Source organism: Nonomuraea sp. bgisy101 (genome assembly GCF_057708945.1).
Window position 1 is genome coordinate 120,671 of record NZ_JBYITD010000025.1, and the last position, 16,097, is coordinate 136,767.

At 68.6% G+C, this 16,097-nt stretch carries 13 protein-coding genes; 12 read left to right on the forward strand and 1 reads right to left on the reverse strand.

Going from position 1 to position 16,097, the window contains the following annotated elements; all coding sequences use genetic code 11:
- The first annotated feature begins 98 nt into the window (after positions 1-98).
- Genes AC3EO4_RS37950 through AC3EO4_RS37975 form a run of 6 tightly spaced genes read left to right on the forward strand, consistent with a single transcriptional unit; the run spans position 99 to position 8,093 of the window.
- On the forward strand, positions 99-1,475 hold the full coding sequence (locus tag AC3EO4_RS37950; protein ID WP_379575392.1) for an extracellular solute-binding protein: 1,377 nt from the start codon (positions 99-101) through the stop codon (positions 1,473-1,475).
- Positions 1,450-2,358, forward strand: a complete 909-nt coding sequence (locus tag AC3EO4_RS37955; protein ID WP_379575393.1) for a carbohydrate ABC transporter permease — start codon at positions 1,450-1,452, stop codon at positions 2,356-2,358. Before AC3EO4_RS37950 ends, AC3EO4_RS37955 begins: the two co-directional genes overlap by 26 nt.
- Positions 2,355-3,173, forward strand: a complete 819-nt coding sequence (locus tag AC3EO4_RS37960; protein ID WP_431900257.1) for a carbohydrate ABC transporter permease — start codon at positions 2,355-2,357, stop codon at positions 3,171-3,173. The genes AC3EO4_RS37955 and AC3EO4_RS37960 overlap by 4 nt, the downstream gene beginning before the upstream one ends.
- Positions 3,173-4,237, forward strand: coding sequence for an ABC transporter ATP-binding protein (locus AC3EO4_RS37965; protein ID WP_431900258.1), 1,065 nt, complete (start codon positions 3,173-3,175; stop codon positions 4,235-4,237). The genes AC3EO4_RS37960 and AC3EO4_RS37965 overlap by 1 nt, the downstream gene beginning before the upstream one ends.
- On the forward strand, positions 4,234-5,403 hold the full coding sequence (locus tag AC3EO4_RS37970) for a CehA/McbA family metallohydrolase (protein WP_431900259.1): 1,170 nt from the start codon (positions 4,234-4,236) through the stop codon (positions 5,401-5,403). The genes AC3EO4_RS37965 and AC3EO4_RS37970 overlap by 4 nt, the downstream gene beginning before the upstream one ends.
- Positions 5,394-8,093, forward strand: a complete 2,700-nt coding sequence (locus AC3EO4_RS37975) for a glycoside hydrolase family 38 N-terminal domain-containing protein (protein ID WP_431900260.1) — start codon at positions 5,394-5,396, stop codon at positions 8,091-8,093. Before AC3EO4_RS37970 ends, AC3EO4_RS37975 begins: the two co-directional genes overlap by 10 nt.
- 150 nt (positions 8,094-8,243) lie before the next feature.
- Here the strand turns inward: AC3EO4_RS37975 and AC3EO4_RS37980 are convergent, their stop codons facing one another.
- On the reverse strand, positions 8,244-8,738 hold the full coding sequence (locus AC3EO4_RS37980; protein WP_379575398.1) for an Lrp/AsnC family transcriptional regulator: 495 nt from the start codon (positions 8,736-8,738) through the stop codon (positions 8,244-8,246).
- 186 nt (positions 8,739-8,924) lie between these two features.
- Here AC3EO4_RS37980 and AC3EO4_RS37985 point away from each other — a divergent pair, with 186 nt between their 5' ends.
- The 6 genes from AC3EO4_RS37985 to AC3EO4_RS38010 all read left to right on the forward strand — a co-directional run bounded on the left by AC3EO4_RS37985 (position 8,925) and on the right by AC3EO4_RS38010 (position 16,025).
- Positions 8,925-10,358 carry a gamma-aminobutyraldehyde dehydrogenase gene (locus AC3EO4_RS37985; RefSeq protein ID WP_379575399.1) on the forward strand — a complete coding sequence of 478 codons (1,434 nt, stop codon included), beginning with the start codon at positions 8,925-8,927 and terminating at the stop codon, positions 10,356-10,358.
- A 30-nt stretch (positions 10,359-10,388) separates the two neighbouring features.
- Positions 10,389-11,453, forward strand: a complete 1,065-nt coding sequence (locus AC3EO4_RS37990) for an ABC transporter ATP-binding protein (protein ID WP_379575400.1) — start codon at positions 10,389-10,391, stop codon at positions 11,451-11,453.
- A 10-nt stretch (positions 11,454-11,463) separates the two neighbouring features.
- Positions 11,464-12,696: an ABC transporter substrate-binding protein gene (locus AC3EO4_RS37995; RefSeq protein ID WP_379575401.1), complete on the forward strand. Its 1,233-nt coding sequence runs from the start codon at positions 11,464-11,466 to the stop codon at positions 12,694-12,696.
- A 4-nt stretch (positions 12,697-12,700) separates the two neighbouring features.
- The gene (locus AC3EO4_RS38000; protein WP_379575402.1) at positions 12,701-13,552 is read left to right on the forward strand and encodes an ABC transporter permease; all 852 of its coding nucleotides are present in this window, start codon (positions 12,701-12,703) and stop codon (positions 13,550-13,552) included.
- Positions 13,549-14,334, forward strand: coding sequence for an ABC transporter permease (locus tag AC3EO4_RS38005; RefSeq protein WP_379575403.1), 786 nt, complete (start codon positions 13,549-13,551; stop codon positions 14,332-14,334). The genes AC3EO4_RS38000 and AC3EO4_RS38005 overlap by 4 nt, the downstream gene beginning before the upstream one ends.
- 296 nt (positions 14,335-14,630) lie before the next feature.
- Positions 14,631-16,025: an NAD(P)/FAD-dependent oxidoreductase gene (locus AC3EO4_RS38010; RefSeq protein ID WP_379575444.1), complete on the forward strand. Its 1,395-nt coding sequence runs from the start codon at positions 14,631-14,633 to the stop codon at positions 16,023-16,025.
- Positions 16,026-16,097 lie beyond the last annotated feature (72 nt).

Sequence of the window (16,097 nt, forward strand, 5' to 3'; positions counted from 1 at the left end):
CGAAAACCGAGAGGTTGCGCGAATGTTGCCAGGTCTTTACGTCGTGCAGTTGTCATGACATATTGGCCCAGGCTTTTCGGACACTCTCGGAGGGTTGCGTGAAAAGATCCATTGGCGCTGTCGCGGTGCTCACCGTGACCGGGATGGCGCTCACCGCGTGCGGCCAGTCGTCCTCCGGCTCTGACGCCATCGAGCTGACGATCACCCAGAACGCCATCGCGGGCGGCAAGAACGCCGCCGCCGCCGACCACATCGCCAAGTGGGTCATCCCCAAGTTCGAGGCGGCGCAGAAGGCCAAGGGCAAGAACGTCAAGGTCAAGTTCGTGCCCAGCGGCGTCGACGACGAGCAGTACAAGACCAAACTGGCTCTCGACCTGAAGTCCAAGAAGGGTGCCGATGTCATCGACATCGACGGCATCTGGGCGGGAGAGTTCGCCGAGGCCGGATACATCAAGCCGCTGTCGGAGGTCGTGGGAGCCGAGGCCGACGGCTGGGACGGCTGGTCCCAGATCCCCGAGGCCGTACAGGGGCTGACCACCTACAACGACAAGAAGTACGCCCTGCCGATCGGCACCGACGGGCGCGTCCTCTACTTCAACAAGACGCTCTTCCAGAAGGCGGGGCTGCCCGCCGACTGGCAGCCCAAGAGCTGGCAGGAGGTCCTCGACGCGGGGGCCAAGCTGAAGGCGGCGGGCATTCCCACGCCGATCCAGATCAACGCGGGCACCGCCATGGGCGAGGCCACCTCGATGCAGGGCGTGCTCCCGCTGCTGGCGGGCGCGGGCGGCGAGGTCTACAAGGACGGCAAGTGGTCGGGCGCCTCCCAGCCGCTCAAGGATGCCCTCGGCCTCTACCAGAAGATCTACGGCGGCAGCGGTCTCGGCGACCCCAAGCTCCAGCAGGAGGCCAAGGGCAGGGACAAGTCGTTCGCCGAGTTCGCGTCGGGCAACATCGGCATCCTGATGGAGGGCGACTACTTCTGGCGCGGCGTCGTCAACCCCAAGGACGGCGTGGCCAAGATGGCCGACCGTGACCAGGTCGTCGGCTTCGCGATGATCCCGGCCATGGAGCCGGGCAAGGGCATCCGCGGCCAGGACTTCGTCAGCATGTCGGGCGGCGCGCTGCGCACCGTCAACCCCAACAGCGCCCACCCGAAGGAGGCCTTCGAACTGGCCGCCTTCACCCTCTCTCCCGAGGCGCTGAAGGAGGAGACCAAGTCGAACGTGCGGATCACCCCGCGTACGGACGTCAACAAGGAGATCCTCACGGGCGACCCGCTGCTGATGTTCATCTCCGAGAAGGTGCTCCCGCTGACGGCCTACCGGCCGCCGCTCGCGGTCTACCCGCAGGTCTCGGCCGCGCTGCAGGAGGCCACCGCGCAGGTGGTCGGCGGCACGGCACCCGACCAGGTGGCCACGGCGTACCAGTCGAAGCTCGAAGGACTCGTCGGTGGCGCAGGCAACGTCGCTTCCTGAGAAGGCTCGCTACAGCGCGGACGCGGCGGGTCTGGGCACGCCCAGAGCCGCCGCGTTCATCGCACCCGCGATGGCCCTCATCGCGGTGTTCCTGGTGTTCCCCGCGCTGTGGGTCATCTACCTGGGGCTGACGAACTACCGGCTGACCGGCGTGGCGGCCGCGGAGCCGCAGTTCGTCGGCCTCGACAACTTCGTCAAGGCCATCTCGGACGGAGGCTTCTGGAACTCCGCCTGGCTGACCGTGCAGTTCGTGCTCGGTTCGGCGGTCATCGGCCAGGTCGTGCTCGGCTTCACCATCGCCTGGCTCCTGCGCGACCGGCGCGGCCCCCTCAAGCGCGTGGTCGAGGGCCTGGTCATCCTCGCCTGGATCCTGCCGGGCGCGGTCGTCTCCTTCCTGTGGATCGCGCTGCTCGACCGCGACGGCGGCACCCTCAACGCGCTGCTCGGCCTGCCCGGCTTCGCCTGGCTGCTCGACCACCCGATGCTGTCGATCATCGTCTTCAACACCTGGCGCGGCACCGCCTTCTCGATGATGCTGTACGGCGCGGCACTCGGTAACGTGCCGCCCTCGCACCTGGAGAGCGCCCGCCTGGCCGGCGCCTCGGGCTGGCAGCAACTACGTGACGTGGTCTTCCCCCACATCAGGGGTCACATCCTGACGAACCTGCTGCTGATCAGCCTCTGGACGTTCAACGACTTCACCCCCTTCCTGCTCACCGCGGGAGGGCCCGACCACAAGTCGGAGGTGCTGGCCGTCTACGTCTACAACGTGGCGCTCAAGGGCGGCGAGCTCGGCTTCGGTGCCGCCGTGTCCACGATCATCCTGCTGATCAACCTCGTGGTGGCGATCTTCTACCTGCGGCTGCTCAGGAGGAAGTCATGACCCGCTTCGTCCTCGGCAGGATCGGCTTCTACGCGCTGATCGCCATGCTGATGGCCTTCTTCACCGTGCCGCTGCTGTGGCTGGCCGCCGCGCCGTTCACCTCGGACCCGACCTACGAGGTCTCGCTGCCGGACTTCACGCTGGCGAACTTCCAGGCGATCCTGGAGCACCCGTACGCGCTGGGCTCGCTGTACAACTCGGTGCTGCTGGCCGTGGGCACGGCCGTCCTCGTCGTGCTGCTGGCGGCGCTGGCCGCCTACGCGCTCAGCAGGGTGCGCATGCCGGGCCGCGACGCGCTGCTCTACGCGCTGCTGCTGCTGTCCTCGATCATCACGGGGACGGCCGCGATGGTGCCGCTGTTCCAGCTGGCCGTCGAGCTCAACCTCATCGACTCCCAGCTCGGCCTCATCCTCATCCTCACCGGCGGCCTGCTGCCCGCGGCGATCTTCATGCTCAAGGACTTCATGGACTCCACGCCCAAGTCCTACGAGGAGTCGGCACGGGTCTTCGGCGCCTCCCCGCTGCAGATCGTCGGCCACGTGGTCGTCCCCCTGGTACGGCCGGGCCTGGCCACGATCGGGGTCTGGGCCATCGCCAACGTCTGGGGCAACTTCCTGATGCCCTACCTGCTGCTGAGCGACGTCGAGAAGCAGCCGGGAGCGGTGATCATGTTCACCCTCTACACCGAGGGCGGTCAGGCCAACCTGCCGCTGCTGTCCACCTTCGGCCTGCTCTACTCCGTGCCGGTGGTGCTCATGTACCTGTTCGTCAGCAAGAAGTACGGCTTCCGCTTCCACGGAGGGATCAAGCGCTGATGGCCGCGATCGAACTCACAGGCCTGACCAAGGTCTATCCAGGCGGCGTGAAGGCGCTCGACTCGCTCGACCTGGTGATTCCCGACGGCGAGTTCTTCGCCCTGCTCGGGCCGTCGGGCTGCGGCAAGACGACGCTCCTGCGCACGATCGCGGGCCTGGAGACCGCCACCGACGGCTCGATCGTCATCGGCGACCGCGACGTCACGGGCGTCCAGCCGGGCGCGCGGGACGTGGCGATGGTCTTCCAGGACTACGCGCTCTTCCCGCACATGGACGTCACCGACAACATCGCCTACCCCTTGCGGATCAAGAAGGTGGGCAAGGCCGCCCGAGCGGACAAGGCGCGCGAGGTCGGCGAACGGCTCGGCCTGGCCAACCTCATGGACCGCCGTCCAGGGCAGCTGTCGGGCGGCCAGCAGCAGCGCGTCGCCCTGGCCCGCGTGATGGCGACACAGGCGCAGGCGTTCCTGTTCGACGAGCCGCTGTCCAACCTGGACGCCAGGCTCAGGCTCGAAGCCCGCACGTTCCTGAAGAAGCTCCAGCGGGAGCTCGGCGTCACCACCGTCTTCGTCACCCACGACCAGGCCGAGGCGCTGGCCATGGCCGACCGGATGGCGGTCATGGAGAACGGGCTCATCAGGCAGATCGGCACCCCCGCCGAGGTGTTCCAGCGCCCCGCCAACACCTTCGTCGCGGGCTTCATCGGCTCGACCCCGATGAACCTGCTCGACGGCGTCGTCAGGGGCGAACGGCTGGAGGTCGCGGGCTGCAAGCTCCCCGTGCCCGCCTCGGCCGAGGGCCGGCTGTCCGACGGCGAGAAGATCGTGTACGGGGTCCGCCCCGAGTACATGACCTACTCGGTCGAGCCCGTCGAGGGCGCCTTCGGCGGGAAGGTGTCGATCGTCGAGAACCTGGGCGCCGCTCACCTGGTGACGCTCGAGGTCGGCGGGGTGATCGTGCAGGTCGTCGTGCCGGAAGGCAGCGAGCCCGCGCTCGGTGCGGAAGGATTCGCGGTGCCCAGGGGTGACCGGGCGCTGATCTATCGCGATGGGGACGTGGTATGACCCTGATCCACGGCCGTTGGAGCCTGGACGACCGGTTGGAGCGGATCCTGCGGGAGCTGCCCTACGAGGTGCCGGCAGGCGCCGAGGGGGTGACCGTCAGGCTGAGCTACGACAGGTCCAAAGGCGTGCTCGACCTGGGCGCCGCCTCGCCGTACGGCTTTCGCGGCTGGTCGGGTGGCGCGCGCGACGAGTACACGATCACCCGTGACTGGGCGACGCCCGGCTACCTGCCGGGCGAACTGGAGCCCGGCGCGTGGCAGGTGTGGCTGCGGCTGCACAGGGTGCCGCTGGAGGGGCTGGAGTTCACGCTGGAGGTGACCGTCCACCGGCGGGCGCCCCTGCGGCCCACCGAGGAGGAGCCGCCGCCGGCGGTGAAGCCGCCGCGTCGTGACATCCCCGACGTGGAGGGCCTGCGGTGGTACGCCGGCGACTTCCACGCCCACACCGTGCACAGCGACGGCTCGCTGACCATCGCGGAGCTGGCGGCGCTGGCCACCGGCAGGGGGCTCGACTTCCTCGCCGTCACCGACCACAACACCGTCAGCCACCACCCCCACCTGGCGAAGATCCAGGAGATCACGCTGATCCCCGGGCAGGAGGTGACCACCGACCGGGGCCACGCCAACGTGTTCGGCGACGTCGGGTGGGTCGACTTCAGGCAGCCCGCCGACACCTGGGGCGAGCGGGGGCTGATGTCGATCAACCACGCCCTCGGCGGCGACTGCGCGTGGCTGCAGCCGCTGTCCGAGCGGCCGCGGGTGGCGGAGGTCTGGCACTCGGGCTGGTGGGACCGGCGCTGGGGCGCGCCGCTGGCGTGGGCGCAGGCCTGGCGCGACGACGTCATCGCCATCGGCGGCAGCGACTTCCACCGGCACGGCTCCGCCGGGCTGCCGGGCGCGCCCACCACATGGGTGCTGGCCGAGGACCCGGGCGCGGTCCTCGACGGCGTGCGCGCGGGCCGTACCGCGGTCTCGGCGGGGCCCGAGGGGCCGTTACTGCTCAGGATCGGCGACGAGCTGCTGGCCCTCGATGCCGACGGGCTGGTCCTGGTGCGCCGCTCGGGGGCGCGTCAGGTCATCCGCGGCGACCGGGTCCTGGTGCCCGCGGGCGAGGGACCGTTCAGGTTGGAAACCCACGAGAACGAGGTGATGGCGCTGTGCGCGTGACCCAGGAGATCGTCGTCGTCCCGCACACGCACTGGGACAGGGAGTGGTACGAGCCGTTCCAGCGCTTCAGGCTGCGCCTGGTCGCGCTCATGGACGAGGTCCTCGACACCATGGAGCGCGAGCCCGACTACCACTTCACCCTCGACGGGCAGCTCGCCTGCGTGGACGACTACCTCGAGGTGCGGCCGGAGAACCGCGACAGGATCGTCGCGCTGGTCGAGGCGGGACGCCTGGCGATCGGGCCGTGGCAGATCCTGCTGGACGAGTTCCTGTGCTCGGGCGAGACCATCGTCCGCAACCTCGAACTGGGCATGGACAGGGCCGACAAGCTCGGCGGCGCGATGCCGGTCGGCTACCTGCCCGACATGTTCGGCCACACCGCCCAGATGCCGCAGATCCTCAGCCTGGCGGGACTGACGCAGGCGTGCGTCTACCGGGGCGTGCCCTCCTCCGTGGTCACGGACGCCTTCGCGTGGGTGGCACCGGACGGCACGGCCGTGCGCGCGCAGTACCTGCCCGCGGGCGGCTACGGGAACGGGGCCCACCTGTTCGAGGCGCCGGGCCGGCTGCTCGCGCGGGCGGAGGAGTTCGTCGCGACCATGCGGGAGTGGCAGGGCGCGGCGAAGCCGCTGCTGGCGATGTACGGCACCGACCACTCGGCCCCGGTGCGGGGCCTGCCGGAGATGGTGGCGTCGCTGGGCGCCCGCATGGACACCCTGTCCGGCTACATCGGCGCATCGGGCGTCGAGGGGCTGCCCCGCGTCCACGGCGAGCTGCGCTCGCACGCCCGCGCCAACATCCTGCCCGGTGTCATCTCGGTGCGCGCCCACGTCAAGCAGGCGATGGGCAGGGCCGAACGGATGGTCGAGCGCTACGCCGAGCCGCTGGCCGCGCTCTGGGGCCAGTCGTGGCCCGAGCGCTTCCTCGACATGGCGTGGTGGCGGCTGGTCGACGCCAGCGGGCACGACTCGGTCACCGGTTGCGGCGTCGACGAGACCGCCCAGCAGGTCGCGGCCCGCATCGCCGAGGCCGAGCACCTCGGGCAGGCCGTCCGCGACATGGTGACCTCGCGCCTGGCCGCGACCGTCCCCTCCGGCGGGATCCTGGTCGTCAACCCCTCGCCCTTCCCCCGCACCGGCGTGGTGCTGATGGACGTGGCGGGCACCGATCCGCTGGTGGACGCCGCCGGGGCGCCCGTGCCCGCCCAGACGCTCGAGTACGCGCCGACGCTGCTGCTCGACGAGGAGATGGACCCCAGGCTGGCCTTCTCGTTCGTCCACGGCACCGAGCTGTACGGCCAGCACATCACCGGCTGGTCGATCGCCGACGGGGCGCTGATCTTCAGGGTCGCCCGCGAGGCGGCGGGGCCGTTCGACGTGGCGGAGGTGTCGGCGGCGCTGGCGGAGGCGGAGGGCGAGGTCACTCGCGTCCGCATCGTCGCCGAGGCCCGCAGGACCGTCGCCGCCCTGGTGGAGGCTCCCGCCCTCGGCCACACGAGCGTCCGTCCTGGACCTCCGTTCTCCTCGGGGACCTCGGCCGGCGGGCACGGCAGGCCGCCGCTGGGAGGCGGGGTGCGGGCCGAAGGGCAGGTGCTCGACAACGGCCTGCTGCGGGTCGAGGTCGCGGGCGACGGCACGCTCACCCTGACGGGGCCTGACGGCGTGACGATCACCGGCGCGGGCCGTGTCGTCGACGGCGGCGACGTGGGCGACACCTACAATCACGCCCCGCCCGCCCTTGACCGCCTGGTCTCCGAGCCCGAGTCGGTCGAGGTGAGCCCCGTCTGCACCGGGCCGCTTGTCGCCGCCCTCGACGTGCGGCGCGTCTACGCCTGGCCCAAGGGCTCCGACGTGACCGAGGCCGACGGGCCCGCCGACCCGCTGCCCTCCGCCGCCCGCACCGAGGACGTCGAGAGCGTCGTCGTCACCACGCGGGTCGAGCTGCGGGCGGGCGAGCCGTACGTCAGGCTGCACGTGGAGTTCGACAACCGCTGCGCCGACCACCGGGTCAGGCTGCACGTGCCGCTGGCCGAGGCCGCCGGCACGTCCTTCGCCGAAGGCCAGTTCGCCGTCGTGGAGCGCGGCCTGACGGCCGAGGGCGGCTGCGGCGAGACCCCGCTGGCCACCTTCCCCGCCTCGTCGTGGGTGGCCGCCGGCGGCGTGGCCGCGCTCCTGGAGCACGTCACCGAGTACGAGCTCGTGGACGACGAGCTGGCGCTCACGCTGCTGCGCTCGGTCGGCTACCTGTCGCGCAACCGCAACGCCCTCAGGCCCGAGCCCGCCGGGCCTCAGCTCCCGACGCCGGCCGCCCAGTCGAGGGGGGCGCGCTCGGTCAGGCTGGCGCTGATGCCGTACACGGGGACGTGGGCGGCGGTCCCGGAGGCGGCCGAGGTGTTCCGGCACGACGTGCTGACCGTCCCCGGCACGGGCGACGGGGACCTGCCCCTTCCCGAGCCCGCCACGGGGCTCACGGTGTCGGGCGAGGGCGTCGTCATGACGTCGCTGCGCCGCCGCGACGGCTGGAAGGAACTGCGGGTGCTCGCCATGACCGGCGCTGACACGGTGGCGAGGATCGAGGGCGACTTCACCGAGGCCCGCCGTGCCGACCTGCGCGGCCGCCCCGGCGACCCTGTCGACCCCGGCCGCCTGCCGCTGCGCGCCTGGGAGATCGCCACGATCCAGGTGAGGTGAGTGCCGGCGCCGGGGGTCGGCTCGTCCGATCCCCGGCGCGGGGGCGATGTGACGGCGGAGGCGGAGTCCCGCTGGAGCGCGCGTGAGGGATGGACGGCGGCCGGTGACCATGGTGGCCATGACCCGGCTTGCCGGAAAAGAGGGCAAGTTTTACCGGGTGCCCCAGGAGTAGGTCTGCTTACGCAGTTTTAGGTACACGAAGGACTCGGTGGCGCGGACTGCGGGGATCGCGCGGATTTTGCCGAGAATCTCCAGTAGATGACGATCACCCTCGCACACCACTTCGACAATGACGTCGAAGGAGCCCGCGGTGAGCACCACGTAGTCGATCTCCTCGATCGAGGCGAGCTCGTCGGCGACACTGTCGAGGTCGCCCTCGCAGTTGATGCCGATCATCGCCTGGCGGGGGAAGCCCAGTGTGAGCGGGTCGGTGACGGCGACGATCTGCATGACGCCGTCGGTCTGGAGCCGCTGCACCCGCTGGCGTACCGCGGCTTCCGACAGCCCGACCGCCTTGCCGATCGCCGCGTACGGCTTGCGCCCGTCCTCCTGCAGCTCCTCGATGATCCGCTTGGACAGGTCGTCGAGAACGACCTGAGCCGGTCGGCCGTCAGCGTCTCTGCGTACCTTGGGCGGGGTCGTCATTGTGTGGCAATCCCTCCTGTGCCGCGCACAGCCTTCGCGCGGTCCTGGTGCGACATGTTGTCAGTTCTGGGCTCACTGTCAAGCGAATTCGTAGCAATTTGATATCTTCGCGACGAAATCCCTTGTCCTGATGCTGACGCTCTGTCAGAGTCGCGACAACTCAGCCACCTCACCAGGAGGTCAACGTTGACCACCCGTCTGCAGAACTTCATCAACGGTGAGTTCGTGGACGCCAAGAGCGGCCGATTCTCCGACATCATCGACCCCTGCACCGGAGAGGCCTACGTTCAGGCGCCCGTCTCCGGTCAGGAAGATGTCGACGCGGCTTACGCCGCCGCGGCCGCCGCGTTCGAATCGTGGGGGCAGAAAACGCCGGGCGAGCGCGCCGGGCTGCTGCTGAAGGTCGCTGACGCGATCGACGCGCGGGCCGACGAGATCAACGAGGCCGAGTGCCTCAACACCGGCAAGCCCCGAGCCCGCATGGCCGAGGACGAGACTCCGGTCGCCGCCGACCACTTCCGCTTCTTCGCGGGGGCGGCGCGCACGCTGGAGGGGCCCACGGCCGGCGAGTTCCTCGCCGAGCACACCAGCGTCATCAGGCACGAGCCGATCGGCGTCGTCGGCCAGGTCACGCCCTGGAACTACCCGATGATGATGGCGGTCTGGAAGATCGCTCCCGCGCTCGCCGCGGGCAACACCATCGTGCTCAAGCCGTCGGACACCACACCCGTCTCCACGCTCAAGCTCGCCGAGATCCTCGGCAGCGTGCTTCCTCCCGGCGTCTTCAACGTCGTCACCGGCGACAGGGAGACCGGCGCGCTGGTCGTCGGCCACCCGACGGCGGCCATGGTCGCCATCACCGGTTCGGTCGGCGCCGGCATGGCCGTCGCCAAGACCGCCGCCGAGGACCTCAAGCGCGTGCACCTCGAGCTGGGCGGCAAGGCTCCGGTCGTGGTGTTCGAGGACGTCAAGGACCTCAAGGCGGCCGCCGAGGCGATCGCCACCGCCGGTCTCTACAACGCGGGCCAGGACTGCACCGCGGCCTGCCGCGTGCTGGTCCACGAGAGCGTGCACGACGAGTTCGTCGAGGCGCTCAGCGCGGCCGCGGCGGGCACCGTCACCGGCGACCTGTCCAACGAGGAGGCCCTGTACGGCCCGCTCAACAACGAGAACCAGCTGGCCAAGGTCTCCGGGTTCTTCGAGCGGCTGCCCGCGCACGCCAAGGTCGTCACCGGCGGCCACCGGGTCGGCGACAAGGGCTACTTCTTCGCGCCCACCGTCGTCGACGGCCTCCAGCAGGACGACGAGATGGTGCAGAACGAGGTCTTCGGGCCCGTGATCACCGTCCAGACCTTCAGCGACGAGGCCGACGCCCTGGCCAAGGCCAACGGCGTGCAGTACGGCCTGTCCGGATCGGTGTGGACGTCCGACCACGGCCGCGCCATGCGGATGTCCAACAGGCTCGACTTCGGCGTGGTGTGGGTCAACACCCACATCCCGTTCGTCTCGGAAATGCCGCACGGCGGCTTCAAGCACTCGGGTTACGGCAAGGACCTGTCGGTCTTCGGCCTGCACGACTACACCCGGGTAAAGCACGTCATGCACTACATCGGCGAATAGCAACGACACAAGAGTGGGATAAATCCTGGTATGACCAGCGCTATCGACCTTGATGACGTGATCAAGGAGTACCTCTCGCATGGCGAGGTCGTCCAGGCTGTGAAGGGCGTCTCGCTCTCCATCGCCGAGGGGGAGTTCTTCTCCCTCCTCGGCCCCTCGGGGTGCGGCAAGACGACCACCATGCGGATGATCGCCGGCTTCGAGGCGCCGACGCGCGGTACGGTCAAGCTCCACGGCCAGGACGTCACCAACGTGCCGCCGAACAAGCGCGACGTGAACATGGTGTTCCAGTCCTACGCCCTTTTCCCGCACATGAACGTGTGGGACAACGTGGCCTTCGGGCTCAAGCAGAAGAAGACCCCCGACGCGGAGATCAAGCGCCGCGTCGGGGAGATCCTGGAGATCGTCGACCTGACCGGTCGCGAGAAGCGCAGGCCGCGCGAGATGTCCGGCGGTCAGCAGCAGCGGGTGGCCCTGGCCAGGGCCCTGGTCAACAACCCGAGGGCGCTGCTGCTCGACGAGCCGCTGGGCGCGCTCGACCTGAAGCTGCGCCAGGCCATGCAGATCGAGCTGAAGCGCATCCAGCGCGAGGTGGGCATCACGTTCGTCTACGTGACCCACGACCAGAGCGAGGCGCTCACCATGAGCGACCGCATCGCCGTCATGAACGACGGCCTGGTCGAGCAGCTCGCGAGGCCGCGCGAGATCTACGAGCAGCCCGCCACCGCATTCGTCGCGGGCTTCATCGGCACATCCAACCTGTTGACCGGCGCCCTCACCGCGGGCGTCCTGAAGGTCGCGGGAGGGCGCGTGCTGGTCCCGGGAGGGCAGGACGGCGATGTCACGGTGACCGTCCGCCCCGAGAAGATCACGATCGACGTCGACGAGCCCACAGGCAGCGTCAGTGCCGTTCGTGGCACCGTCTCGGAGGTCGTCTACCTGGGCACCTACAACAGCTATGCCGTACAGCTGGCCGACGGCGCAGAGGTGACCGTCTTCCAGCAGAACGCGCATGACGCGTCGACCACGGCCGAACGTGGCGACGCCGTCTGGCTCTCGTGGAAGCCGCAGCACTCATACGCGATTGGAAGTTGATATCCGTCTCATGGACGTTCGCACGAACCCCGCCTTCCTACGCGGCATGACCACCAGTCGCCGCGACGCACTCAAACTGGCCGGCATGTCGGCCGCCGCGCTGGCCCTCGCGGCCTGCGGTGTCGAAGGGAAGAAGACCGCCGCAACACCGAAGCAGGACGCCATCGCCGACTTCTGGTCCGGCAAGAAGCAGAACGGCGTGCTGCGCTTCGCCAACTGGCCTCTCTACATCGACAAGGACGGTAAGAACTACCCGTCCCTGCAGATGTTCGAGAAGGACAAGGGCATCAAGGTCACCTACAACGAGGCCATCCAGGACAACGGCACGTGGTTCGGTAAGATCCAGCCCCAGCTGGCCGCCAACACCGACATCGGCTTCGACCTGATGGTCATGACCAACGGCAACCAGCTCGCCAAGGCCATCAACCTCGGCTACCTGGCCCCGCTGGACCACTCCAAGCTTCCCAACTTCGCCGCCAACGCGGCGCAGAAGGTGAAGAACCCGCGCTGGGACCCGAACAACACCTACACGATCCCGTGGACGGTGGGCGTCACGGGCATCGCCTACAACCCGAAGTACGTCGACGAGGTCACGAGCATGAACGACCTCTGGAACCCGAAGTACAAGGGCAAGGTCGGCATGATGCTCGACTCCCAGGAGATCGCCAACTTCGGGATGTTCGCGCTCGGCATCGACCCGGACCAGTCGAAGGAGGCCGACTGGCGCAAGGCCGCGGCCAAGCTCCAGGAGCAGCGCGACCAGGGTCTCGTGCGCAAGTACTACGAGAACGACTACATCGACGCGCTCGTCCGCGGCGACATCTGGATCACGATGGCCTGGTCGGGCGATGTGTTCCAGCAGGTCGCCGAGGGCAAGGACCTGAAGTTCGTGGTGCCTCAGGAGGGTGCCACCATCTGGACCGACAACATGTGCATCCCGAAGACCGCGCAGAACCCGGTCGACGCGCTCACGCTGATGGACTACGTCTACCAGCCCAAGATCGCCGCGATGCTCGTCGAGTACATCAACTACATCACTCCGGTGCCCGCCACCAAGGACATCGTGCTCGCCGACGCGGCCAAGGCCACGGGCGAGGACAAGGCGGCGCTCGAGCAGGTCGCGAAGAGCCCGCTGATCTACCCGACCGAGGCGGATCTGGCCAAGATGCGGTCCTACCTGCTGCTGGACAGCAAGACGGACCAGCTCTTCGAGAGCATCTTCCAGCCCATCACGCAGGGCTAGCGCGATGAAGCGCCTCACCCCCTACCTGCTGATCCTGCCGGGTGGGCTGTGGCTTGCGATCTTCCTGGTGGTGCCGATGGTCTTCATGGCCTCGGTGTCCACCCAGGAGGGTAACGTGGTCGACGGGTTCACCCAGACCTTCCACTTCGCCACCTACACCGACAGCCTCGTGCAGTACAAGACGCAGTTCCTGCGCTCGGTCGGCTACGGCCTGGCGGGTACGGTGATCTCGATCGCCCTGGCCTATCCCATCGCCTACTGGATCGCCTTCAAGGGCGGAGCGAGGAAGTCCACCTACCTGCTCCTGGTCCTGCTGCCGTTCTTCGTCTCGTTCGTGCTGCGGACGGTGTCGTGGAAGTTCCTGCTGGCCGACGAGGGCATCGTGCTGCAGCCGTTGAAGGCCATGGGTGTGGTGTCCGAGGACTTCCACGTGCTGCAGACCACGGTCGCGGTCGTCGGCGGGCTGGTCTACAACTACCTGCCGTTCATGATCCTTCCGATCTATGTGGCCCTGGAGCGGGTTGACCCGAGGGTCGTCGAGGCCGCCCAGGACCTCTACGCCACGCGGAGGGAGGCGTTCCGCAAGATCGTGCTGCCGCTGTCGCTGCCGGGCGTGTTCGCGGGCGTGCTGATGACCTTCGTGCCGATGACGGCCGACTACGTGAACGCGGGCATCCTCGGCGGCCCGGAGAACACGATGATCGGCAACATCATCCAGACCCAGTACCTGGTCAACAACAACTATCCGACGGCCTCGGCCCTGTCGTTCACGCTGATGGCGGCCATGCTCGTGGGCATCTTCGCCTACGCCAAGGCGCTGGGCACCGAGAACGTGCTGGAGGCGGCGGCCCGATGAGATCACGCGCACTCGCCGACCGGCTGCTGTTCATCTACGTCTGGGTGATCATCGCCTGGCTGTTCCTGCCGATCGCCGTCATGATCGCATTCGGCTTCAACGACACGCAGAGCAAGTCGAACGTCTCCTGGCAGGGCTTCACGCTCAAGTGGTGGGGACGGCTCGACGAGTATCCCGACCTCACCCAGGCGGTGATCAACTCTCTGCAGCTCGCGGTGCTGTCCGTCCTGATCACCACGGTGCTCGGCACCCTGATGGGTCTCGCGCTGGGCCGCTACCGGTTCAAGGGGCAGGGCGCGACGAACCTGGTCATGTTCGCCGCGATCTCCTCGCCCGAGCTGGTCATGGGCGCGGCGCTGCTGTCGCTGTTCGTCAGCAACGGCGTGGAGATGGGCTTCACGACGGCCCTCATCGCCCACGTGCTGTTCTCGGTGTCGTTCGTGGCGATCACGGTCAGGGCCCGCGTGGTCGGGCTCGACCCGTCCATCGAGGAGGCGGCGAGGGACCTGGGCGCCTCGCCGTGGATCACGTTCTGGCGGATCACGTTCCCGATGATCCTGCCCGGCGTGATCGCGGGCGCGCTGCTCGCCTTCGCGCTGTCCATCGACGACTTCGTCATCACCCAGTTCACCAGCGGCGCCATGCAGACGTTCCCGCTGTGGATCTGGGGGGCCACCCGCATCGGTGTCCCGCCACAGGTGAATATCCTGGGAACGCTCATCTTCGCGGTGGGCGTCGCGATCGCCGTCGTCAACTCGGTGACCGCGCGCCGTCGCACCTAGAAAGCGACCGTGATCCCCCGCCACGGCGGGGGTTTTCGGCATAATGCGCCTCAGGCGGTGGGGGATCGTCCCCCGCTCGTCCTGCTGGACAGGGCCCGTGGCCCGAGGTTCGTCGCGGGCTCAGGTAGGGGTGCGGGTGTACGGCCATGCGGTCCGACACCGGCACCGGGCGAGACCTTGGCAAGGAACAGGGAGGCGAGATCGGATTCAGGCGGGGGGAACCCGCGCGCGATCAACTGACTGATCGGGCAATCAATTCATTGCAGTAGTAACACTCACGTAGGGATGTGAGATTTGTGGATCCGCTGAAGGCTCTTGCTGATGCGGAGCGCAAGCCGTACTGGCTGGACACCCCGGCCAGGCCCGAGTCGCTGAAGCGGCTCATCGGCAACACGAAGGCCGACCTGGTCGTGGTCGGCGGTGGCTTTTCCGGGCTCTGGACCGCCCTGATGGCCAAGGAAAGGGACCCCGCGCAGGACGTCGTCCTGCTGGAGGGCCGCAGGATCGGCTGGGCGGCCAGCGGCCGCAACGGCGGCTTCTGCATGGCGACGCTGACGCACGGGCTGCCCAACGGCCTCGACAGGTGGCCGCAGGACATCGATCGCCTCGAGCGCATGGGCGTCGAGAACCTCGACGAGATCGAGCAGACGCTCGCCCGCTACGGCGTCGACTGCTCGTTCGAACGCACAGGAGAGCTGCACGTCGCCACCGAGCCATGGCAGCTCGACGACCTGTCCGAGCACCTCGACCTCATCCAGGACCTCGGGCTCGACTACGTTCCGATGGACCAGCAGCAGGTCAGGGCCGAGGTCAACTCGCCCACCTACCTCGGTGGTCTGTGGGAGCGCAGCGGCTGCGCGATGGTCGACCCCGCGAGGCTGGCGTGGGGCCTGCGCGAGGCCTGCCTCAAGGTCGGCGTTCGCATCTACGAGCGCAGCCCTGTCAGGTCGCTGGCAGACAACGGCGTCACGATCGAGCTGCGCACGCCGTACGGCACGGCGAAGGCGGGCAAGGTCGCGCTCGGCACGGGCGTCTTCCCTCCCCTGCTGAAGCGGCTCAAGCACTTCCTCGTGCCGGTCTACGACTACGCCCTGATGACCGAGCCGATGTCGGAGGCCCAGCTCGCCTCCGTCGGATGGCGCAACAGGCAGGGCGTCGGCGACTCGGCCAACCAGTTCCACTACTACCGGCTCACCGACGACAACCGCATCCTGTGGGGCGGCTACGACGCCGTCTACTACAACGGCGGGCAGCTCAAGCCGGAGTACGAGCAGCGAGACGAGACCTTCGTCAAGCTGGCAGGGCACTTCTACGACACCTTCCCCCAGCTGTCGGGGCTGCGCTTCACCCACCGGTGGGGCGGCGTCATCGACACCTGCAGCCGCTTCAGCGCCTTCTACGGTCAGGCGCACGGCGGCCGTCTCGCCTACGCGGTCGGATACACCGGCATGGGCGTCGGGGCGACCAGGTTCGGCGCGAACGTGATGCTCGACCTGCTGTCGGGGGAGCGCACCGAGCGGACCGAGCTGGCGATGGTGCGCGAGAAGCCGGTCCCGTTCCCTCCCGAGCCCGTGCGGTCGGGGGTGATCCAGTTCACCCGGTGGTCGATCGCCCAGGCGGATCTGCACCAGGGACGCCGCAACCTGTGGCTGCGGACCCTCGACAGGATGGGCCTCGGCTTCGACTCCTGACCTCGAAGTGATCCCAGAAAACCCCGAAGTCCGGCGGGTCGGGTCCCGTCGGCTTCGGCCGGGGTTCTTCGG